This is a genomic window from Methylocaldum szegediense, from assembly GCF_949769195.1.
GTDB lineage: Bacteria > Pseudomonadota > Gammaproteobacteria > Methylococcales > Methylococcaceae > Methylocaldum > Methylocaldum szegediense.
In genome coordinates this window covers 2,223,057-2,244,980 of the sequence record NZ_OX458333.1, presented here as the reverse complement: position 1 = coordinate 2,244,980, position 21,924 = coordinate 2,223,057, and the positions used below count along the sequence as shown (strand labels likewise).

19 protein-coding genes are annotated in these 21,924 nt (G+C 59.2%); 14 read left to right on the top strand and 5 right to left on the bottom strand.

Going from position 1 to position 21,924, the window contains the following annotated elements; translation table 11 throughout:
• Positions 1 to 22: 22 nt before the first annotated feature.
• On the top strand, positions 23 to 1,231 hold the full coding sequence (locus QEN43_RS09555) for an NAD-dependent formate dehydrogenase (RefSeq protein WP_026611675.1): 1,209 nt from the start codon (positions 23 to 25) through the stop codon (positions 1,229 to 1,231).
• A gap of 269 nt (positions 1,232 to 1,500) precedes the next feature.
• On the opposite strand, the gene QEN43_RS09550 is transcribed toward QEN43_RS09555, so the two are convergent.
• Entirely contained in the window at positions 1,501 to 1,671 is a 171-nt protein-coding gene (locus tag QEN43_RS09550) for a hypothetical protein (protein ID WP_156912880.1), read from the bottom strand.
• A gap of 79 nt (positions 1,672 to 1,750) precedes the next feature.
• Here QEN43_RS09550 and QEN43_RS09545 point away from each other — a divergent pair, with 79 nt between their 5' ends.
• Positions 1,751 to 3,016 (top strand): IS256 family transposase, encoded by a 1,266-nt coding sequence (locus tag QEN43_RS09545; protein ID WP_317964033.1) that lies wholly within the window; start codon positions 1,751 to 1,753, stop codon positions 3,014 to 3,016.
• Positions 3,017 to 3,108: 92 nt separating this feature from the next.
• On the opposite strand, the gene QEN43_RS09540 is transcribed toward QEN43_RS09545, so the two are convergent.
• Entirely contained in the window at positions 3,109 to 3,975 is an 867-nt protein-coding gene (locus QEN43_RS09540) for a hypothetical protein (RefSeq protein ID WP_317964032.1), read from the bottom strand.
• A gap of 752 nt (positions 3,976 to 4,727) precedes the next feature.
• On the opposite strand from QEN43_RS09540, the gene QEN43_RS09535 reads away from it, so the two are divergent.
• The 4 genes from QEN43_RS09535 (at position 4,728) to QEN43_RS09520 (ending at position 10,188) form a co-directional block, all read left to right on the top strand.
• On the top strand, positions 4,728 to 6,752 hold the full coding sequence (locus QEN43_RS09535; RefSeq protein WP_051331983.1) for a TonB-dependent receptor plug domain-containing protein: 2,025 nt from the start codon (positions 4,728 to 4,730) through the stop codon (positions 6,750 to 6,752).
• Positions 6,753 to 6,768: 16 nt separating this feature from the next.
• Positions 6,769 to 8,097, top strand: a complete 1,329-nt coding sequence (locus QEN43_RS09530) for an ABC transporter substrate-binding protein (protein WP_317964031.1) — start codon at positions 6,769 to 6,771, stop codon at positions 8,095 to 8,097.
• Entirely contained in the window at positions 8,094 to 9,452 is a 1,359-nt protein-coding gene (locus QEN43_RS09525) for a di-heme oxidoreductase family protein (RefSeq protein ID WP_026611680.1), read from the top strand. The genes QEN43_RS09530 and QEN43_RS09525 overlap by 4 nt, the downstream gene beginning before the upstream one ends.
• 97 nt (positions 9,453 to 9,549) lie before the next feature.
• Positions 9,550 to 10,188 (top strand): hypothetical protein, encoded by a 639-nt coding sequence (locus tag QEN43_RS09520; RefSeq protein ID WP_156912881.1) that lies wholly within the window; start codon positions 9,550 to 9,552, stop codon positions 10,186 to 10,188.
• A 207-nt stretch (positions 10,189 to 10,395) separates the two neighbouring features.
• On the opposite strand, the gene QEN43_RS09515 is transcribed toward QEN43_RS09520, so the two are convergent.
• On the bottom strand, positions 10,396 to 10,827 hold the full coding sequence (locus QEN43_RS09515; RefSeq protein ID WP_317964030.1) for a YcgN family cysteine cluster protein: 432 nt from the start codon (positions 10,825 to 10,827) through the stop codon (positions 10,396 to 10,398).
• A 357-nt stretch (positions 10,828 to 11,184) separates the two neighbouring features.
• Between QEN43_RS09515 and QEN43_RS09510 the strand changes: the two genes are divergently transcribed.
• From QEN43_RS09510 to QEN43_RS09500, 3 genes are all read left to right on the top strand, one after another.
• Positions 11,185 to 12,099, top strand: coding sequence for a D-hexose-6-phosphate mutarotase (locus QEN43_RS09510; RefSeq protein ID WP_026611683.1), 915 nt, complete (start codon positions 11,185 to 11,187; stop codon positions 12,097 to 12,099).
• Positions 12,100 to 12,163: 64 nt separating this feature from the next.
• On the top strand, positions 12,164 to 12,937 hold the full coding sequence (gene truC, locus QEN43_RS09505) for a tRNA pseudouridine(65) synthase TruC (RefSeq protein ID WP_026611684.1): 774 nt from the start codon (positions 12,164 to 12,166) through the stop codon (positions 12,935 to 12,937).
• Entirely contained in the window at positions 12,921 to 13,748 is an 828-nt protein-coding gene (locus tag QEN43_RS09500) for an NYN domain-containing protein (RefSeq protein ID WP_026611685.1), read from the top strand. The genes truC and QEN43_RS09500 overlap by 17 nt, the downstream gene beginning before the upstream one ends.
• 8 nt (positions 13,749 to 13,756) lie before the next feature.
• On the opposite strand, the gene QEN43_RS09495 is transcribed toward QEN43_RS09500, so the two are convergent.
• On the bottom strand, positions 13,757 to 14,008 hold the full coding sequence (locus QEN43_RS09495) for a hypothetical protein (RefSeq protein WP_026611686.1): 252 nt from the start codon (positions 14,006 to 14,008) through the stop codon (positions 13,757 to 13,759).
• Positions 14,009 to 14,524: 516 nt separating this feature from the next.
• Between QEN43_RS09495 and QEN43_RS09490 the strand changes: the two genes are divergently transcribed.
• From QEN43_RS09490 to QEN43_RS09480, 3 genes are all read left to right on the top strand, one after another.
• Positions 14,525 to 16,435: an alpha/beta fold hydrolase gene (locus QEN43_RS09490; RefSeq protein WP_317964029.1), complete on the top strand. Its 1,911-nt coding sequence runs from the start codon at positions 14,525 to 14,527 to the stop codon at positions 16,433 to 16,435.
• Between the two features lie 251 nt (positions 16,436 to 16,686).
• A complete protein-coding gene (locus QEN43_RS09485) occupies positions 16,687 to 17,487 on the top strand; it encodes a motility protein A (RefSeq protein WP_317964028.1) in 801 nt (266 codons plus the stop codon).
• Positions 17,488 to 17,502: 15 nt separating this feature from the next.
• Entirely contained in the window at positions 17,503 to 18,558 is a 1,056-nt protein-coding gene (locus QEN43_RS09480) for an OmpA family protein (RefSeq protein WP_317964027.1), read from the top strand.
• A 172-nt stretch (positions 18,559 to 18,730) separates the two neighbouring features.
• Here the strand turns inward: QEN43_RS09480 and QEN43_RS09475 are convergent, their stop codons facing one another.
• Positions 18,731 to 19,960, bottom strand: coding sequence for a CapA family protein (locus QEN43_RS09475; protein ID WP_317964026.1), 1,230 nt, complete (start codon positions 19,958 to 19,960; stop codon positions 18,731 to 18,733).
• Between the two features lie 235 nt (positions 19,961 to 20,195).
• Here QEN43_RS09475 and smrA point away from each other — a divergent pair, with 235 nt between their 5' ends.
• Both smrA and QEN43_RS09465 read left to right on the top strand, forming a co-directional pair.
• Positions 20,196 to 20,792, top strand: coding sequence for a DNA endonuclease SmrA (gene smrA, locus QEN43_RS09470; protein WP_026611691.1), 597 nt, complete (start codon positions 20,196 to 20,198; stop codon positions 20,790 to 20,792).
• Positions 20,793 to 20,827: 35 nt separating this feature from the next.
• Entirely contained in the window at positions 20,828 to 21,919 is a 1,092-nt protein-coding gene (locus QEN43_RS09465; RefSeq protein WP_317964025.1) for a phosphotransferase enzyme family protein, read from the top strand.
• Positions 21,920 to 21,924 lie beyond the last annotated feature (5 nt).

The following is a 21,924-nucleotide window of genomic DNA, read 5'->3' as shown; positions in this document are numbered from 1 at the left end:
ACATTCAAGCAAGGTGGAGAAAATGGCAAAAGTCGTGTGCGTGCTGTATGACGATCCTGTCGACGGTTACCCGAAATCCTATGCGCGGGACGATTGTCCGCAGCCGGCGCGTTACCCGGACGGACAAACCCTGCCGACTCCCAAGGCGATCGACTTCAAGCCCGGCACCTTGCTGGGCAGCGTTTCCGGCGAATTGGGCCTGCGCAAGTACCTGGAAGCCAACGGCCACCAGCTCGTGGTCACGTCCAGCAAGGACGGCGCCGACAGCGTGCTGGACCGGGAACTGCCCGACGCGGAGATCGTCATTTCCCAACCGTTCTGGCCGGCCTACATGACCGCCGAACGCATCGCCAAGGCGAAAAAACTCAAGATGATCGTTACCGCCGGTATCGGTTCCGACCACACCGATTTGCAGGCCGCGATGGAACGCAATATCACCGTGGCCGAAGTCACCTATTGCAACAGCAACAGCGTGGCGGAGCACGTGGTGATGTCGATTCTGATCCTGGTGCGCAATTTCATTCCCTCCCACCAGTGGGTGCTTAAGGGTGGCTGGAACATCGCCGATTGCGTTTCGCGCTCCTATGACCTGGAGGCCATGAGCGTCGGCACGGTGGCGGCGGGCCGCATCGGTCTGCGCGTGTTGCGCTTGCTGAAGCCTTTCGACGTCAAGCTGCACTATATGGATCGCCATCGCTTACCGGAAGCGGTCGAGCAGGAACTTAGCCTGATCTATCACACCAGCCTGGAAAGTCTGGCCAAAGTGTGTGACGTGGTGACCTTGAACTGTCCGCTACATCCGGAAACCGAGCACATGATCAACGAGCAAACGCTGAAGTACTTCAAGCGCGGCGCTTATCTGATCAACACGGCGCGCGGCAAGCTGTGCGACCGCGACGCGATCGTCCGCGCCCTGGAGAGCGGCCACCTGGCGGGGTACGCCGGCGACGTCTGGTTCCCGCAACCGCCTGCCAACGACCATCCCTGGCGCACTATGCCGCATCACGCCATGACGCCGCATATCTCCGGCACCAGTCTGTCGGCGCAGACGCGGTATGCCGCGGGCGTTCGCGAAATCCTGGAGTGCTATTTCGAAGGCCGCCCGATCCGTAACGAATACCTGGTGGTGCAAGGCGGGCAACTGGCCGGGGTCGGCGCCCACTCCTACAGCAAGGGCAACGCCACCGGCGGTTCGGAAGAAGCCGCCAAGTTCAAGAAGACCGTCGCTTAAGACGAGTCGCGAGGCGAGGTAGGCATCCTGCCGTGATGCCTCCTCGACCGGTTCGAACGGGAATCCGGGCCATATGGCCTCTCTTCACTATTGAACCGGAGCAAAGTTACCGGACCGTCCGCTTCTCGACCCATCTTCGCGAACAACCGGAACACCGAGTTTCGTTTAGCCTCGTTGGGGCGTCGGGTTTGAGTCCACAAAGTGGAAAACGCCTGGCCGGCGGAATCGGGATGAACGGACGCTACCAACGCCGCCCGTTACCGGCCCCATCAAGGGGTGTAGTCAATCTCCAGTATGGGACCCGTCCCGACCGAGTTCGCCTCGGCCTCCTTGCTGTAGAAGGCGCGGAAAGTTTTCTGTGACGACTCGTCGTCGTTGACGAGGATCCAGCCGTAGTTGGTGGAAGGGCTGTTCAGCCACGCCTGCACGTCGCTCACCATGTTCGAGTGCGACCAGGAATGAGGGTGTAAAAAGAACTGTGTAACTGGTTTATATAATCTGACAAAAAGGAGAATAAGAATGACCAGTGACACAGCCAAACAAGACGCCCTGTTAGACGAGTTGCTCAAAGGCTATTCGGATCCCAAAGACATTTTGGGTGAGCACGGCTTGCTCAAACAGCTGACCAAACGCCTGGTGGAACGGGCGTTGGAAGCCGAGATGACGGCCCATGTGGGCTATGCGCCGCATGCCCCGGAAGGGCGCGGCAGCGGCAATTCCCGCAACGGCAAGCACACCAAGACGATTCAAACCGAAACGGGAGCCTTCGAGATTGAAGTCCCGCGCGACCGCAACGGCGCCTTCGAGCCCCAACTCGTGCCCAAGCGCCAGCGTCGGCTGGAGGGATTCGATGACAAGGTTCTGGCCCTCTATGCGCGGGGCTTATCCACGCGTGACATTCAAGGCCACCTGGAAGAGCTGTATGGGGTGGAGGTCTCGCCCACGCTGATCTCCAATGTGACCGAATCCGTGTTAGAGGAGGTCAAGGCGTGGCAGAGCCGGCCCTTGGCATCGGTCTATCCGATCCTCTATTTCGATGCCCTGATCGTCAAATCGCGCGAGACGGGGCCGGTCAAGAACAAGGCGGTGTATCTCGCTTTGGGGGTCAATCTGCAGGGCGAGAAGGAACGGCTGAGCCTTTGGATCGCGGACACGGAAGGCGCCAAGTTCTGGCTAGCCGTCTTTACCGAGCTGAAGAACCGGGGCGTTCAGGATTGTTTCATCGCCTGCGTGGACGGGCTCAAAGGGCTGCCGGAAGCGGTGGAAGTCGTGTTTCCAAAAACCCAGGTTCAACGGTGTATCGTCCATAAAGTGCGCCACAGCCTGCAGTTTGTGACCTGGAAAGAGCGCAAGGCGGTGGCCAAAGACCTTAGGGCCATCTATGGGGCGGCGACTTTGACCGAGGCCGAAGCCGCCCTGGCGCGGTTTGGAGAAACCTGGGACGCCAAATACCCGGCTATTAGCCAAAGCTGGCGGGCGGATTGGACGCGCTTGACTGTGTTTTTCGATTATCCGCCGGAGATCCGCAAAGTGCTGTATACCACCAACGCGATCGAATCACTCAACTTCAGCCTGCGCAAGCTGCTCAAGACCCGCGGTGCGTTCCCAATCGCAAACGGCGTCTCCGGGAGCGCCGAAGCCGCCCTTCCAAACGATGAGGCGATCCTGAAAGTCTTGTACCTTGGGCTGCAGCGGATCGAGAAGAAATGGACCATGCCGATCCAGGACTGGAAGCGGGCTCTGAACCACTTCGTGATCCTGCTGGGCGATCGCGTCACCCTATGAACTAATCCCAGTTACACAGTTAAGTTGACACCCCCAAAATTCCTCCTCGGTTTAATGCTGGATTCGGTATCTTTCTGAATTCGGCACATCGTTCACAGCGCCTTGCGCCGATCGAACCCGACGGGTGTCGCGAGTGCGCTACCGAACAGCCAGACGGCAGCCGGAATCGGTACCGGGGCAGGGCCGGCTCCAGCCGTGATGAAGATTTGCGGGTGGGCGTCAGGCTTGGTCATCTGGTTGATCAGGTAAACGAGATTGTCGTCCGCCGCCGTACCGTGGAAGGACAAGTAACCGCCGGCGGCAATATCGCTCAACATGGACGGTATCAGCTCAAGATCCCAGAAACGTGGGGCGCAGACTTCCCCCGCGCAGTTTTGCGCACCGTTAAAGGTTCCACCCGGATAGTAAAAGGTCCCGACGGATTCCTGGCCGGTGAAAAGATCGTTGTATGCGCCGCCCGATCCGTATACGGAATTCCAATTGAGGTCGGGGTTGGCTGTGCCCGCCGGTCCCGCGGTAGCCGGATTGAACCAGTTGTCGTTACTGAAATAGCCGATGTTGAAATAACCGGGGGCCGGTACGTTGAACTGCGCGTTGTTAGCAGGTACGCCGGGAATGTCGAAGTTGGTGTACCACTTGAATTGCACGTCGGTGACATGCCAGTTCCCGGCACCGAATTCAGCGTCGAAACCGTCCTTGATGGACGCCGTGTTATAGGCGATCAGGTTCTCCATGGTGCGATATTGGGTGACTCCCATGGCCAGATTCTGGACCGGGGCGGAGATCATCATAGCCCCGAAGCTGGACATGTCCGAGCCCGCCTGATTGATGTCATTAGTCAAGAAAGTGTCGGACGTCGCTTCTACGCTTATCGTGGTCGCCGCAACCGCCAAGTCGTTTTGACTCGCCAAGGCAATCGCTATTGCTGCCGTACTATGGGTGAACAGGGGTTTGTTCATGTCGATCTCTCATGTGGTTGTGGGGAATCGGATTCGGGGGCCAACTCGATTGATCGTCGCGGTCGGCGTACCGCTATAGCCGACCTAAGAACCGGTAAATCTCGTCTTTCGCTATTACTTATAATTGATAGCGAGTGTAGGCATGAAGCATGCCGTTTTATGGCGGATATCACAGCGCGCGTTATATCAAAGTCTTACCGGCTAGCTGCGATGAATGGACTCGTCCGATTTCGAAAAAACCGCACAACAATTGTGACATTCGGGGTTGTCGCTGCACATTTCGCACATTTTTAGTGCTACGGAAGGAATTCACCGCTTGGCGGGGCGCTTCGTTTCGACCTTGTCCGTAAAAATCGCCTAAAGCAGAAAGCGGAGGCGCTGCCGTCGGGCAGCGAGGATGACGCTCGGGCGCAAACCTGCTGCATAGCCCGAAAACAGCGGAATTTCAATCGTTAGGTTTTTTACGTTATAGCGTAAGACCTGCCGGAGATGCCACGACTCGTCGAGCTGGGTCGAGGTGCGGACCGACTGTGATCGTTCATCGTTTTCGATTATTGGGGGTATGGCATGCAAGTTGTGTGACCTTGCAGGAAGAACGCGTTTTTGGTTGCACCTTGCCGTTTCCGCTCTTTAGTCGGTATATATATGACTCTATATCGAATCGGTCTCGATTGGGGGCGGATGGACACCGCAACGATCGGAACGCCGGTGTTCGAACACAAAAAATGTCTTGTCAGTCCAAAGGGGGGCTTATGAACTTTAAGCATCAGTGGGTGCTTTTGGGGGTTTCTTTACCGTTCACGGCAGCGTTCGCGCTGGACGAAAAAGCCGGCGAGACGGCGAACGTATTCACGCTCGGTGTGGTGGAGGTTTCGGGATCGAATCTCTTGTCGGAAACCAATCCGACTGTGGAGACCGTCACCGCCGACGACATTCAGAAATTCAACCGTTACGACGTGGGGTCGGCGATCAATATGCTGCCGGGCGTCACCCTGCAAAATCTAGGGGCGCGCAACGAACGCCTGGTCTATGTGCGTGGGTTCAATTCACGCCAGGTGCCGCTGTTCATCGACGGCATTCCGGTTTACGTGCCCTACGACGGCAACGTGGACCTTAACCGCTTCACCACCTTCGATATCGGCGAGATCAATGTCAGTAAAGGGTTCTCGTCGGTGCTCTACGGACCCAATACCCTGGGCGGCGCTATCAACCTGGTCAGCCGCAGGCCCACACGAAAGCTCGAGGGCAACGTCGGTACCGGCGTCGGATTCGACAGCCATTTCGACTACAACTTCTATCAGGGCCACCTCAATATCGGCACTAACCAGGGAACGTGGTACGCCCAAGGCGGGTTTTCTTACCTGGACCGCCAGTTTTTCCGTCTGTCGGAGGATTTCGTGCCGACCCGGAGCGAAGACGGCGGCAGAAGAGACAACAGCGGGAATACCGATTACAAGGGCAGCTTCAAACTCGGCTATACGCCCAACGACACCGACGAGTACGCCATCAGCTATTACAACCAGAACGGGCGCAAGGACACGCCGCCGTACGCGGGCACCGATCCGACCGTGTCGCCGCGTTTCTGGCGCTGGCCCTACTGGAACAAGGAGAGCGTGTACTTCGTTTCGCGCACCGCTTTCCTGGAGGACCATTACATCAAGACCCGGCTTTATTACGACACCTTCGAGAATGCGCTCGACTCCTACGACGACGCCACCTATACCACGCAACGAAGGCCTTTCGCTTTCGCCAGCAAATATGACGATTACACCTTTGGCGCCGGCCTCGAGTACGGCACCACGATTCTCGACGATCATCTGATCAAGGCCTCTTTCAGCTACAAGCAGGACGTGCACCGCGAGGTCGACGACCTCAACCAGGGAACGCCGACCGAACGCTACGCCGACCAGCTTTTTTCCTACGGGCTGGAAGACACGATCACCCTCACCGACCGTCTGAAGCTTTCTCTGGGCGTCAGCCACGACAGTCAGGACCAGCTCCAGGCTCGGGCTTTCACCAGCGGCGTATCGGAACGTTTCCCGCTGTACAACCGTTCGGCGATCAACGGGCAGGGCGGGTTGTTCTACGATGTGACCGACAATACGCAGGTGCATGCCTTCGTGGCCCGGAAAACCCGCTTTCCGACCATCAAGGATCGGTATTCGTTCCGGCTCGGTTCGGCAATTCCCAATCCGCAATTGGAGCCGGAAGACACCCTCAACTACGAGCTGGGCTTCGACAGCCGGCAAGGACCGGTAGAGTTCGGCGCGAGCTTTTTCTACAGCGACATTTCCAACGCCATCGAAAGCGTCACCATCGCGCCCACTGCTTGCAGCCGTCCGCCCTGTTTTCAGCTGCAGAACATCGGGAAGGCCGAGCATCTCGGCTACGAGGCGTTCGCGACCTATACGCTGGACGACACCTTAAAGCTGCACGCCAACTACACCTTCCTGGACCGCAACAACCGGACCAATCCCAATATCCGGCCGCTCGATACGCCCAAGCACAAGGTTTTTGCGTATCTCGAATACACACCCTGGCAGTACACCCGGTTCATCGCCAGCACCGAGTACAACTCCAGCCGCTTCAGTAGTTCCGACGGCCGGCGTCAGGCGGACGCCTTCCTCATCGGAAATCTCAAGGCGGTGTGGCTGGTGCGCAAGGACCTGGACGCGGAGTTCGGGGTGAACAATGTGTCCGACGAAAACTACGTCTACGAGGAGGGATTCCCGGAACCGGGCCGTACTTACTTCATGAACGCCAATTTCAGGTTTTGAGCAGGAGGGTACGGCAGTGATCAGAACTCGATTCCTCTTCGTTCTTAATCTCGCATTCGGGCTGATGTTGAGCACGGCCGATGCCGCCGAACGGCTGGTCGTGCTGACCGCCTATCCCGAGGACGTGGTTTCCCGTTATCAGGCCGCGTTTAAGAAGGTCCGGCCGGACATCGATCTCGAGATCCTTTGGCGCATGCCGCGCGACGCCCTGCCTTATCTCCGGCAAACTCGGCAGGGCGGTGTGGACGTCTACTGGTCCGCCGCTTATGCCAACTTTCTGGCTCTGAAGGCCGAGCATGCCTGGCGGAAGCTGGCCGCCGATCGGGCCGCTGTTCCGGGACGGGTGGGCGAGGCTCCGATTGCCGATCCCGAGGGCTATTTCGCCGCGACCGAGATGGCCGGTTACGGCTTCGGGCTCAATCCCGAGTATCTCCGCCGGCATTCTTTGCCGGCTCCGAAAACCTGGGAGGATCTGGCCAGGCCTGAGTTCGAGGGCCATCTGCTCTTTCCGATTCCGTCCAAGGTGGGTTTCGCGCCGATGCTGGCGGACCTGGTGCTCGAAGCCTACGGCTGGGATAAAGGCTGGGCGCTCTTGAGCGAAATCGCCGCCAATAGCGAATTGTTCGCGGCCGGCGGACCGTTCCTGACCGACGTTCTCGCGAGCGGAAAGAAAGGCATTGCCGTGTCTTTGGACTTTTTCTTCGCTTCGGCGATCGCGAACGGGGCACCTCTGTCCTTTGCCTATCCCGATCGGGTCGGCTACTCGCCGGCCCATGTCGCGATTACGGCATCGAGCGGAAAGACCGAAGCAGCCAAGGCATTTGTGGAATTTCTGTTATCCAAGGAGGGGCAAGCGATCCTGTTCCACCCGGATATTCGAAAGCTGCCGGTCCGGCCGGACGTGTACCGATCCGCTCCTGCTGGGTATTTCCGCCCGTTCGAACAAGCGGGAAACGGCTTCGCTTATGACGCAGCGCGAAATCTCGCTCGCCTGCCTCTGGTCAGTGCGCTTTTCGATGCCGTCATCGCGAACCGGCACGAGCGGCTGAAGTCCCTGTGGGCCTTGGTGCGTCGGGCCGAAGCGGAAGCGAAACGGCTAGGAAAAGCCGATATGCTGGAGAAAACGGCGAGGGCGCGGGCATTGGCGGGCAGCGTTCCCGTCTCCGAATCGGCAGCCGAAGCGTTGAAAACTCAATTCAAGCCTCGGCCCGAACACGGCGATGCTCAGCACGGTGTCGACGCGGCAAAGTCCGCCTGGCAGGAAGCTATAGAGCGCAACGCCGCCGAAGCCGAACGCCTAGCACGCGAGGTACTGACCGCAGCCGGACAAGGAGGCGGCGCGTGAAGTGTTTTTCACTCGTTCTTGCGCTATCGTTTGGAGCGGCTTCAGCGGCGGGTGCCGCGGATATTTTGTCCGGTGGCAGTTCCTCCGTGATGGATACTACGCGTGAGGCTTATTCCCGGCCGAGCCCTGCGCTGAATCTGGAACGATTGCCGGAGTTCTTCAAAGGGCGCGCGCTGTTCCGCCAAAGCTGGGTCATTCCCCCTGCCGAAGAAATCGAGATTGCCGGACTCGGGCCGTTGTACAACCGGATTTCGTGCGCCGCCTGCCATCTCAAGAACGCGCGTGGCAAGCCGCCGGACGGCCCGGACGACGACGCCGGCGGGCTGCTGATCCGGTTGAGCGTGCCGGGCCGGTCCGAAAACGGCGGGCCGCGGCCGCATCCGGTATACGGCGATCAACTGCAAAACCATGGCATTCCAGGCGTGGCGGAGGAAGGCAAGGTTTCCATCGAGTACGAGGAATTTGCCGTTACGCTGGCGGACGGGGAAACGGTTTTTCTACGAAAACCCAAGATCGTTCTGAGCGAACTCCGCTACGGACCCTTGGGAGATGATGTGCTCACATCGGCCCGCGTCGGACCAGCGGTGTTTGGGCTGGGACTGCTCGAAGCGGTGAGTGATGAGACCCTGCTGGATTTGGAACGCCGCTGCAAGCGGGACGGCATCGTGGGCCACGTCAATCGGGTGTGGGATGCGGTAGGCGGGCGGGTTGCGATCGGCCGTTTCGGGCACAAGGCCAACATGCCGAATCTTCCGCAGCAAATCGCCGGCGCCTTCCTGGGCGATATGGGCATTACCTCGCCTTCGTCTCCCGAGGAGAATTGCTCGGCGATGCAGAAAGACTGCCGCATGGCGCCCTCCGCCCACCGTCCGGAACTCACGCCGGAACAGTTCGATGCCGTGGTGCTTTATGTCCGGAGCCTTGCAGTGCCCGCGCGACGAAACCCGGATGATCCCGAGGTCGTACGCGGCGAATCCCTCTTTCGCGAGATCGGCTGCAACGAGTGCCATATCGAAACGCTCCAAACCGCTGGTTTTGCGCCGCTGCCGGAGCTGTCGAACCAGACGATTCACCCCTACACCGATCTTCTGGTCCACGATATGGGCGAGGGTCTCGCGGACAGGCGGCCAGATTTCCAGGCAGGCCCGCGCGAATGGCGCACAGCGCCTTTGTGGGGTATCGGTTTGGCTGCGAGCATCGCCGAACACACCACCTTTCTCCACGACGGTCGTGCCCGCAATGTCCTGGAAGCCGTGTTATGGCACGGCGGCGAAGCTGGCATCGCGCGGGATCGGGTGAAAGGGCTCGGGAAATCGGACCGGCAGGCATTGCTGCGGTTTATCGAGTCGCTTTAGGCCGTGGGCGGAACTCGGCTAAGCTTTCAGCGAGCCGGAACAGAAGCGTCATCGCTTGCCGGCGTTCTCGGTAAAAACTTTTCAACCGGAGACTTATGTGAACAAAATCGGTCGATCAGTCGCGGCGGTCGCGGCGCTTTTTGGGGTGATGGGCGGCTCTGCGTTTGCGGCTTCCGAAAAAGAAATGCCCAAAGTGTTTCGTGATGCTCCAGCCCAAAAAGGCCAATGGCGCATGGAGATTTTAAAATTCGACAGCGGGCAAGGCGGCGAGGCTACAGGCAGGATGCCCCAGAGCGTGACGATGTGCATGGACAGCCTCATGGAAATGGCCAAGAAGGCCGAACAGCGGCAAGGCGCCGATTCCTGCCGCGGCAAGCTCATCGAAAACAAGGATGATCGCGCCGTTTACGAGACCACCTGCAAAGGCGGTGGCGTGTACCACAGCACCATAACCCGCGAGGGACCGCATACATTCTTGATCGAAGCCGGCGGCGAGAACCCGGAAGGCTCGTTCGCCATGACATCCCGCTATACGTACGACGGGCCTTGTTCAGCAAACGGCGGACAGCCGGCCTTCCGTTTCGGTAAGGACAGCGAAGTCTGTAAGGCGATGAAGTCGCAAATGTCGCGGTTGGACCCGAACACCGCATGCGCCGGTTCGAAGGGAGCGGCCCGCCAAAGCTGCGAGCAGCAGATGGCGCAATCGCTGGCTCAGCTCAAAGGTATGTGCGAGTAAAACGGATTCAAATTGTGGGCCGGGACAAGTCCGCCCGAGACATCGACGGAGGACTTGTCCCGGTGCGAGGAGCAAGGTTTCAAATCCTGCCGGATCGAGTCTTGACCGGCCTACAGAGCTTGCGGACTTGTGCCGCGTTTCTCCGGTGGATGCACGGCCAGTAAAGGCATTCATGGGAAGCAATTCGGCGGGGCTGCGCCTTCCTATTCAATCCATCCATTCGATCACGTGATCTTCCACGTCATCCACCTCGGTTTCCGGTATCGCATAGCGGCGTACGGAAACCCCGGCATCGTGCACTGCTTCGGGGTCATTAGAGACCAGATGGTGCCAGGGAGGCAGGTCTTTGCCTTCGGCCAGTAGACGGTAGGCGCAGGTGGACGGAAGCCAGTGGTATTGCGTGAAACCGGCACGCAGGTTCAGGCATTCAGGGACCAGTGCCGTGCGCCGCGCGTAATGCGTACAGCGGCAAGCTTCGATGTCGAGCAGTCGGCACGCCACGCTGGTGAAGAACAATTCGCCGGTATCTTCGTCCTCGATTTTGTGCAGACAGCATTTCCCGCACCCGTCGCACAGGGACTCCCATTCCTGTTCTGACATCTCGGCCAGTGATTTTTCGCGCCAGAAGGGGGGTTTCATGAGTTCGGCGATGGGGCTGATGGATTCGGAAGGTCCATTTTAGTCGCAAATGACGCCATTTTGGCGGCAAGGGATTGCCGAGCCGCCATCGGCAGCATTGCAGGTCGGGCAAAGGCCGGTGGGCCGTGCCCATCATCTTCGGCTACATCTGATTTTCCGCAAAAAAGTGACATCGGTTGCATTAATGACGCGCTTTTGCAATAAAGTCGCCCCCGGTGAGCGGGCGGTCATCGGAACGAACTGCCGATCGGTCCCGAAGCCCCCCGGAACGCCGTGTCCTCGATCCGATTTGCGTTTGATGAGACTTGTCTAATGAATAAGCCTTTTCTCGATTTCCTAACTCCGACAGGAGGATATATGGACCCGAACGATATTTCCTGCCTGAACCGGCACTTCGGCATTACCGGCGAAGTCGTCTTTAAGGAGGGTCCCAAAGGGCAGGGGATTATCGACGTCAGCAACGGCCTCGCCATGGCGAGCATCGCTCTGCAAGGGGGGCACTTGATCAGCTGGGCGCCGCACGGCGAGGAATTGGTCGTTTGGCTATCGCCGAATGCGAGGTTCGGGCCGGGAGAATCGATCCGCGGCGGCGTGCCGGTGTGTTGGCCCTGGTTCGGACCCCATCCGGCCGAGCCCTCTCTCCCCGCGCACGGTTTCGCACGAACCAGCCTGTGGGAGGTGATCGAGGTGCAGGCGCTGGAAAACGGTTCGAACCGTCTCGGTTTTCGCCTGATACGGAGCGACGAGAGCTACGCGCTGTGGCCCCATTCGACGCCGCTGGAGCTTTACATGACCATCGGCACGGCTCTGGAGATGGAATTGGTGACGCAGAACGACGGACCCGTACCCGTCACCGTCGGGGAAGCCCTGCATACCTATTTTCAGGTGAGCGATGTTCGCCGGATCACGATTCACGGCCTAGACGGCTGCTCCTATATCGACAAGGCGGACGGGGGCAAGCGCAAACGGCAGTCGGGAGCCGTCGTTTTCACCGGGGAAACCGATCGGGTCTATCTCGAATCCGTCGATGACTGCGTGATCGCCGATCCCGGCTTGAATCGCCGTATCCGGATCACCAAGCGGGGTAGCCGCTCCACGGTAGTGTGGAATCCGTGGGCGGAGAAGGCCAAGGCATTGGGCGATTTCGATCAGGACGGTTATCTCGGTATGGTTTGCGTGGAAAGCGGCAATGTCGCGGACAACGTGGTGACGATCGCGCCGGGCGCGACCCACCGTCTTTGCGTGCGTTACACGGTGGAGCCGTGGCATTGAGCATCGGGGCGGGACAGTTCTTGCCGCGTTTCGCGCGCCGCGGTCTCTAGGCGGCAACTAAGACATGGATATTCTCTATCGGGACGACACGCTGGTTGCGGTGAACAAGCCCGCCGGCCTGCTCGTTCACCGCAGCGCGATCGACCACCACGAAACCCGGTATGCCTTGCAAATCGTTCGGGATCAGCTGGGCCGCCGGGTGTATCCGGTGCATCGCCTGGACAAGCCGACGTCAGGCATTCTGGTGTTCGCGCTCGATCAGGATACCGCCCGGCGGATGACGAAATTGTTCGCCGAGGGTGCTGTCGAAAAGACGTACCTTGCGGTGGTTCGCGGCTATACGGACGAAGCCGGCACCATCGATTACGCGCTGGAAGAGCAGCTCGACCGGATGACCGACAACAAGGCGCTGCGGGATAAACCGGCTCAGCCGGCCGTAACGCACTACCGCCGGCTGGGGATTGCCGAACTGCCGTTCGCGGTGGGCCGCTACCCGACCGCCCGCTATTCGCTGCTGCGGGTTTCGCCCAAAACCGGGCGAAAACACCAAATCAGGCGCCACATGAAGCATATCTTCCATCCGGTCGTGGGCGATACCAGCCACGGCGACGGGCGCCACAACGCATTTTTTAGAACCCATTTCGGCTGCCGTCGCTTGCTGCTCAGCGCGACCAGCCTGGCGTTCGCTCATCCCGATACGGGCGAGAGGCTCCGGTTGGAAGCGCCTCTGGATGATTCTTTTCGGCGCATCGTGGACAATCTCGGCTGGGGCGACGTCTTAGACGAGGTCCCCGACCCCGGCCATTCCGACAAAACAATCTATGACTCACACACCTAAGACTCAAATCATGGCCTTGTTCTGCGATTTCGAGAACATCGCCCTGGGCGTGCGCGACGCCAAATACGCCGCTTTCGACGTCCAGAAAGTATTGGAACGGCTGCTCCTCAAGGGCAATATCGTGGTCAAGAAGGCGTATTGCGATTGGGACCGCTACAAGGAATTCAAAGGCGGCATGCACGAAGCGGCCTTCGAGCTGATCGAAATCCCTCACGTTCGCCAATCGGGCAAGAATTCCGCCGACATCCGCATGGTCGTCGATGCGCTCGACCTGTGCTACACCAAGTCACACGTCGACACCTTCGTAATCATCAGCGGCGACTCCGATTTTTCGCCTCTGGTCAGCAAGCTGCGGGAGAACAACAAGGTCGTGATCGGCGTCGGCGTGAAAAAATCCACCTCCGACCTGCTGATCGCCAATTGCGACGAATTCATTTTTTACGACGATTTGGTGCGCGAGGCCGCGAAGCCGAGGCCCAAGGCCAAGCGCGCGCCCGCGAAGACCACCGCGCGTCAGCCGGAAGCGGAAGCCGAGAAGAAAGCCGAGGAGGACAAGAAGCAGCAAGCGCTGGATTGGGTGCTCGAAACGGTGGAGGATCTTTTGGAAGAGCGCGGGGAGGAAGAAAAGGTTTGGGGATCCATGGTGAAGCAGGCGCTGAAACGGCGAAAACCCGGATTCAACGAAAGCTATCACGGCTTCCGCACTTTCGGGAAACTGCTGGAAGAGGCTCAGGAGCGTAAGTTGCTGAAGTTGGAATACGACGAAAAATCGGGCGGTTACATCATCAAGGGTCTAGTCCGAGAGGACTAGCCCGGATTTCACCACGGTTTGCCGAAATACACCGGGCCGCGGAAGCCGCGTCTTTTATACTCGCGTTCGATTTCGTTCTTCAGCGCCGTCGGAAGTTCCCGCAGGTTCAATATGGCCAGTTGGTATTCCAGATAGAAAAACGCCGCGCGCGGATCGCCCAGGATCAGGTAATCGATATAAGCTCGAGCGATCGCCGGCCATCGTTTCGTATCGGGAAACGGGATGATTTGAGCAGTTCCTTTGTCGACTTCCACCATCATGGAGCACCTCTACAAATTCGACCCCCTGCGAAAACGATTGTTCAAGCGGGCGTAACAGCCGATGACGAACTCGAACATCTCTCCCGACGCCCGGCTCTCCGCCGGTGTGCCGGCTACGGAAAAGGCGCAAGTATCCTTCGCGAATTCCTCTGGACCGGATCGCACCTGCCATCGAGCGTTTAGCCGCCGAGGGCACGATTTCCGATATCGGCTTTTCCGTAGGGCAGAAAAAGGCTTACGAAAATATCGGCATTGGCCGATAGGCAAGGCTTACAAACCTGTGTCGATTTCGTGACGCCTATAACAACGATAAACTCTGGAAGCGGCTATGAGCCAGAGAACGCTGCAAGGCGGGAGGTATTCCTCTCTCTGAGGAAGCCCATCATTTTGCCTGTCCTGAGCTCGTCGAAGGGCCTGTTCTGAGCTAAGTCGAAGGACTCAGGGCGAACGGCTGAAAAGAATGCGGCGCCTCCTTCCGTGCCAAGGCTGATACAGCGATCAGTTTTCGGACATGCCATGAAAAGAACATCAAACAGAAAAGACGCCATGATCGAGATCATTCCCAGCCGCTTTGATACGTCAGCTTCCTTATCTTTCCGGACGGCTTTGCGACAACGAGGCGTGAGACTGTGGCCGGTTTTTTTCGACCGGTTGAGCCGAATCTCGATAGGCGTGGCGTTGTGCGTTCTGATCTCCGGCTGCGCGACCCCGCGCTCGGCGAAGGAATTCGCGGAACCCGTCAGCCTGGTTTCGCGCGTCGGCAAGGAGCGGAGCTGCGAGGCGACCGGGCCATTCGCTCCAGCGGGGTCCATTCGATTGGAGCAACACGTTCTGGTCAGCGACAGCGAGGGGAATATTCCGAAAAACCGTCATGATGGCAGTTTTTCCAAAGCCTTTCGGACCATCATGGCGGGGTACGTCGAGGAGTTCAATCGCCGAAAGAGATTAGGTAACGCCATGGGCAAGGATTCGCCGCCGCCCCGGCTCCTGTTCTATTTCAACGGCGGACTCAATTTTCAGGCGGATGTCGAAGCGCAGGCGGAAAGGCAAATACCCTGCATGATGGCGGACGGGTATTACCCGGTGTTCTTCGTTTGGGATACAGGCCATATTCCGAGCTACTGGGAGCAGATCTGGAATGTCTACGACGGCCAGGTCAGGCACGAGCCTTGGGTGAAACTGCGCGCGCCTTTCCTTTTCGGAACGCATGTCATTTCCGGGTTTAGCGGTGCCCCAGTGGATTATCTGGTCGAAGGCCGGAGGTTTTGGAGAGCCGTGCGGGGCATACCGCCGTGTTCCATGACGGTTCGGAACACGCCGGACTATTGTCCCGAGGAACAGCGTGTCCGATTCGTGGATCAGCAGGGCGGTGCCGACCCGAACGAAAGCACGGTCTACGCGGCGCCGTCCGCCGATCTCTCAGAGCCCGAAATAGGGTCGTTGCTCGGCTATAGTGCCTTGTTCCCGGTTCGCCTCTTCAGTGCACCGCTGGCCCATGGTCTCGGTGATGCGACCTGGGAGAATTATCTGAGGCGTACCCGCACCACGATCCGTAGGACGGTCGAATTCGATCTGGATCGTTATGCGCCCGGCCGCATTCACGACGGCTTGAATCCCGATGAGTTCCGCAAGGTGAACGACAGTTTTACCAAGGGCACCGGCGTTTTCGCGCGGTTTTTCGAGACGTTGCTTCAGTATTACAAGGGTAAGCGGAGATTGTGTTCGGAATGGTTCTGCGACGAGAGCCGAACCCTGTCGCCGGATCGGGGCGATAGCGGAAGCTCTGCCGAGCACAAATCGGATGACGACGCGATCGTCAGCGCTTTGGCGAACGCTCGAATTACCCTGATCGGACACAGTATGGGGGCCATCGTCATCAATGAACTGGTCGAACGGTTTCCGGACCTGCCTTACGGAGACATCGTCGTTATGGCCTCCGCCGCCAGTCTCCGGGACACGCGGCGGGTCATCACCCATTATTTCGAGAACCCGTTCACACCGGTTCCCAAGATGCGGGGAAAACCCAGGGACACCCGTTTCTATTCACTGATGCTGCATCCTTTGAACGATGCGGGAGAGAGCACGGGAGCAGGACTCATACCTTCCGGCAGCCTGCTCATGTGGATAGACGAGATGTATGAAGTGCCGAAAACCCCCGAGGACAAGACTTTCGGTTATTGGCCGACAGCTAAGGCCGGTCGCCGGATGTTCGGCCACGCGGCGCAGGTCAGGACGCTTTATCGCGTTTTCAACCGGGCCGAGGCGGCATCGGGCGAAGAATCCAATCCGGTGCGACACGGGGATTTCAACAACGACGACATGTGCTTCTGGCGCCCGGCGTTCTGGGGCGTGAACGGAACCGGCTGGGAGTCGCTTTACTCCGACTTGCCGCCTGAAGCGCTGCAGGCTTGCCGGAAAAAGGAATAGTCGAATAAAAGGCCACGGCGCTTTTCGCTCGACTGAGCGTATGGCTTTCGCGGGGAGAGCTTCTCGCGAACGTTTTCCGGGTGGCTTCGGCGCGCTTTGCCGGTTCCGGCAATCCCTTGCCTCCGTGGAGCGTCAAAAAATCGACGAAACGGCATGAAAAGCCATCATGTCATTGATTTAAAAGAGGATGTAAGATAGGAACGGAATCTGCATGAACGCTTCCGATTCAATCAGATTCGGGCGGAAGCGTCATGAAAGCCGTTATCGTCAAACCTTTGATCGGGCTGGGCCTGTTCGGCCTATTCGGTCTTCTTCTGTGGGCCGATCCCTCGGGTCGGTATTTCAATCTCTCGGGTCTTTTTCTGGTGTTCGTCGGCACGTTCGCCGCCACTGCGCTCGCGCATTCGTTTCGCGGCGTAACCGAGCTCTTGCGCCAACTCAGGAGCAAGCTCGGAAACAAGCCCTCGCTACAGAACGAGGATCTGGAGGTGTTCCTGCACGTCGTGGAAGCCCATCGCCGCGGCAGCGTCCGCGCGGCCGAGCAGGCGGCGCGGCGATTGCGGGAACCGGTGCTTCGGACGGGAGCGGAGTTGGTGATCAACCGTACACCGCACGCCGACCTGACGCGTATGCTCCAGTGGAAAATCGGCGCGCAGCGGGAGCGCGACCAGACCGAAATCCAGATCGTCCGCACCATGTGCGCGTTCGCGCCCGCCTTCGGTATGCTCGGCACACTGCTCGGCCTGATCGGGATGATGTACGGTCTGGACGATAATCGCATGGAGCAGATCGGCGAGGCCATGGGGTTCGCCATGCTGACCACGGTTTACGGGCTGGTGCTGGCCAACCTGGTATTGAAGCCGCTGGCCACGCGCCTGGAACGGCGGGCCAATGAGAACCTGGCTTGGGCCTACGTGCAAATGGAGTCGGTGCTCATGCTGCACGACCGGTGTCATGCGGGGATGTTCCGGGATTATTGGCAAGCTTTCTTCGACCACCCGGAAGCGAACGAGCCGGTCGATTCGCTCCCGTTCAGCGTGGCCAAGTCATAGCGGCGGGTTCTTGCGATGCCATCGAATCAAGCAGCGGTGACCTATCGCCGACGTCCCGATCCCCAACAAGACGCCGCGATCGATCCCTGGCGAGCGGCGGCGGCCGAACGTCCATACGAGGCGACGAGCGGCTGGCTGCTGAGCTATCTCGACGTGATGACCCTGCTTTTTTCGTTTTTCGTCGTGCTGTTCGCCTATCAAAAAGCGCTGACGGCCGAGCAGGCCGCCCGTGCGGAGAACGCCGTGCAATCGGCCGAGACTGCGGCTCCGTTCGCGAATACTCATCCTGGGAGTGCCGGGGCAACCCTTCCGGTTTCTCCTGCGGTTGTCAAGGCGTCAAAGGCGGTTTCGTCGGATCCGGCCTCGGTGCCTCAGCCGGTCCGGAAAGCCGTGGATAGCCGCCCCGTCGCCGCATCCGAGATCAAGATTCAGCCCGCTTATCCGGCGTCTGCGCTGGCTCTGGCCGCGACATCCCGCGGCGAGTCCGAAGGCGAAGGTCGCGCAATCGATCCGCCCGCCGTAAATCAAGAGGCCGAAGAAACGTCGAGTACGGCCGAGCGATCCGGCCAGCCCGTCCCGGCGGTTCCGGAGAGCGCCTGGATAGCTGAAGCCGACAACGTCATGACATCGTTCGATAAAGCGTTCGCAGATGCGAACCTCGAAGGTACCGTCGAGATTTCGGCGGCCAGCGGGGAAGTCCGCCTGGAGATCAACGACGCGATCCTGTTCGACCTGGCGAGCGCCGAGTTGAAGCCGGAAGGGGCGAGCGTGCTGGACCGTCTGGCCAGTGTGCTCGGCACTCAAGGCGGGACAGTCGCGGTCGAGGGACATACCGACGACCTTCCCATCGCGACGGCGAAATTCCAGTCCAATTGGGAGTTGTCGACGGCCAGGGCCAGCACGGTCACCCGCTATTTAATCGCTCACGGTGTTTCACCCGAGCGATTGCGCGCCGTTGGCCTGGCCGATACCCAGCCGCGGGAAACCAACGATACGCCCGAGGGCAGGGCGAGGAACCGGCGCGTTTCGATCGTGATTTTCCTCCCGCGCGAAGGCGGCGTGCGAATCTGAGGAGCGGGTAATTTCACCGATCGAAGATGGGCAAGTTTTTGCGGATAACGGCATAGGGAGACGATTCACAGCTTACCCAGCAACGAGGCAGCGATTGCTTCAGGGTCGCAGGTTGTAGGCCGGCAATCCTTCGCCGACGATCGTGTTTGAGCGCCTGAAGCCAATCGTCCGATTACCGCCATCGCAGGACCAAACGCCGCTCGTCGAGCGCCTCGACCGCGCCGCTGAACTTGTCGGCTTCACGGTCTAGCCGGTCCCGAATCCAGCGAAAGTCTTTAGCGGAAGGCCAATTCAAGCGGAACTGCCTCATCTGTAACGGGACCATTTCCAGGCTCGACAGCTTCCCGTCGGCGGGATTTACGGCCGGGAAATACATGATCGCCAAATCGCCCCGGAACGATTCGTAACCCTCTATACCTTCGTAATCGTTGAGAAAATCGCCGCAGCCGTAAAGGATGAGCTTGTCTCGGTAAACCTCCACAGCCTTGGGGTGGTGGGACGAATGGCCGTGGATCACGTCGACGCCGGCTTCGTCGATCAAGGCATGCGCGAAGCGCCGCTGCTCGTCGGGAATCGCGTAACCCCAGTTGCTGCCCCAGTGTATGGACGCCACGACGATGTCCCGGTCCTGTTTGATGCGGTTTATCCGATCGGCAAGGCGCTGCGCCGTTTCGGAGGAAAGATCGGGCAGACGATTCACGCCGGGTTTGTCGTCCGATGCCGCCCATTCGAGCGGGATTCCGCTGGAATCGCAGCCGAAGCCGAAAACCAGGACTCGCCCTTTGCCGGCCAGGTCCATAACCGCCGGTGTTTCCGCTTCGCGGCTGTTTCGGCCGGCACCCGTCGGTTTCAGCGAGGCTTGCTTCAAGGTTTCCAGGGTATCGGCCAGTCCTTGATACCCCCAGTCGAGCACATGGTTGTTGGCCAGTACGCAACAATCGATACGGGCGGCCGTGATGCAGGGGATGTTGGCGGGATGCATCCGGTAATGGATGCCTTTGTCCTGCCAGTAATCGTCGCTGGCGGTGACCGCCGTTTCAAGGTTGATCACGCGGACATCGGGCCGGGCACGATCGAGTTCGGCGAGGGCTTCGCCCCAGATATAGGAATCATCGACGGGCTGCGGGATGGGGCCGTTGAGCCGTTCCGCCAGTTTGACGTAAATCTTCGCGTTTCGGACATAGGGCTCGTAGATCCGGGGATCGCTAGGCTGCGACAGGACCTGGTCTATTCCCCGGCCGGTCATGACATCGCCACACAAAAATAGCTTGATTCTATGGGGAGTCTGTTCCATGGGGGAAACCTCTTTCTCGTGGGCCGGTTGAAACCGTTCGCCCGAGGTGAGCAGGCCGAGACCGGTCATGGCGCAGCGTGAGAGAAACCTTAGGCGGCCATGGTTCATGGATCGGTATGCTTTCGATCGACGTCATTCCTTTTTGGTTTCGCCGCAGTATCGGGAAATTTTCCGTCTCTATCGGTAAAGTTTGTTATGCTCTGATCGTAAGCTTTGCGTCGGCCTCGGCCCGCCGATGGATTTCTTACGGCAGACCAGCCGAATTCGGATCGAAACGAACGTCCATCATGACAGCGATCGCCAAACCGTCGCACGAACTCGACATCAGATCGAGGTAAAAGATATGACCGACGACGACCTAAAATTATTTCAGCAAGAAATGGCCGATGTCCGGCCTATCGATCAATCCGGCCGCGCTGTTCTGACCCATCGCGAGGCGCCTACGCCCGGCCAGCTTTACCGGCGCGAATCGGCCCAGCGCGGTACCGACTTCGACGAAAACCAGCTTCCGACCGCGTTCGTCGAATTCGTTCACCCCGAAGCGACCATCAGCTTCAAGCGCGACGGCATTCAAAATGGCGTTTTTCGCAGGCTTTGCCAGGGGGGATACGAGATCGAGGCCATGTTGGATTTGCACGGCATGACGGTAGAGCAGGCGCGCCACGAAGTGTATCGATTCATCCGCGACTGCGTGCGCCACGACGTGCGATCGGCCCTGATCAGTCACGGCAAGGGACGCGGCAACAGGGAGCAGAAGCCTTTGCTGAAGAGCTATCTGGCGCGCTGGCTGCCGATGTTTCCCGAGATCATGGCTTTTCACAGCGCCCAAAAATGGCACGGCGGCGCCGGCGCGGTTTACCTGCTGCTCCGCAAGAGCGAGAAACAGAAAGAGAAGACCCGCGAACGTCTGGGACTAGTTTCGGGCAAGCCCGTGCCCTGATTGTTTCGGCGGGATAGGGAGATATGTGAGCGACCATGGACTCGAACGAAATCGCAGACCGCATCGCCCGCGAGTTCGTTTCTGAGCACAACCATCTCAGCGTCGAGCCTTTGGGCGAAGGGTTAATCAACGATACCTTTCTGGTTGCCACCGCCCAGCCGGGCGGGGCGCGGTTCGTTCTCCAGCGCATCAACCGCCGGGTTTTCCCGGAGCCCCGCTTGATCATGGAGAACCTTCGGGTCTTGTTGAACCATGTGAGGGAGCGCCAAGCCGGCAGCGACCGCATCCGCGATCTGAGACTTCCCGACATTCGGCCCACTAGCGCCGGCTCCGGCTTCTGGGTCGACGATGAAGGTGATTTCTGGCGTGCCCTGAGCTTCATTCCGGAGACGCGGAGCCACAGCGTTTTGCGGGATGCCGCCCAAGCGGAAGAAGTGGGTTATGCCTTGGGTCGGTTTCATGCCCTAACCAGCGATCTCGATCCCGGCTCGCTGCACGACACCTTGCCCGGATTTCACATCGCCCCCCAGCACCTTGCCCGCTTCGATCGTGCCGTGGCCGACGGCATTAAGGTGTCAGAAACCGCGGAGCTTCGTTTCGCCCTGAATTTCGTCGATGCCCGCCGCCCTGTTTTTGCCGTTCTGGAAGGGGCCAAGCTGCCGCTCAGAGTCATCCACGGGGATCCCAAGCTCAATAATGTGCTGTTCGATGCGAATAGCGGACGCGCCGCCGCCCTGATTGATCTCGACACGGTGAAGCCGGGACTGGTTCATTACGATCTCGGGGATTGCCTTCGTTCCTGCTGCAACCGGTCGGGCGAAACGGCTGAATGTGCCGCGAACGTGAGGTTCGATCTCGATATTTGCCGCGCCATACTCCAGGCGTATTTCGCCGAAGCCGGGGCTTTTCTGACGGACATCGAGCGTTACTATTTATATGACGCGATCCGGCTGTTACCCCTAGAGCTAGGGCTGCGCTTTTTGACTGACCATCTGGAAGGCGACCGTTATTTCAAGGTGGAATACCCGGGGCAGAACCTGCAGCGTGCGCTGGTACAATTCCGTCTGGCTGAGAGCGTCGAGTCCCAGGAAAAACTCATCCGGCAGCTGGTCTACGAGAGCGCCTGATATAC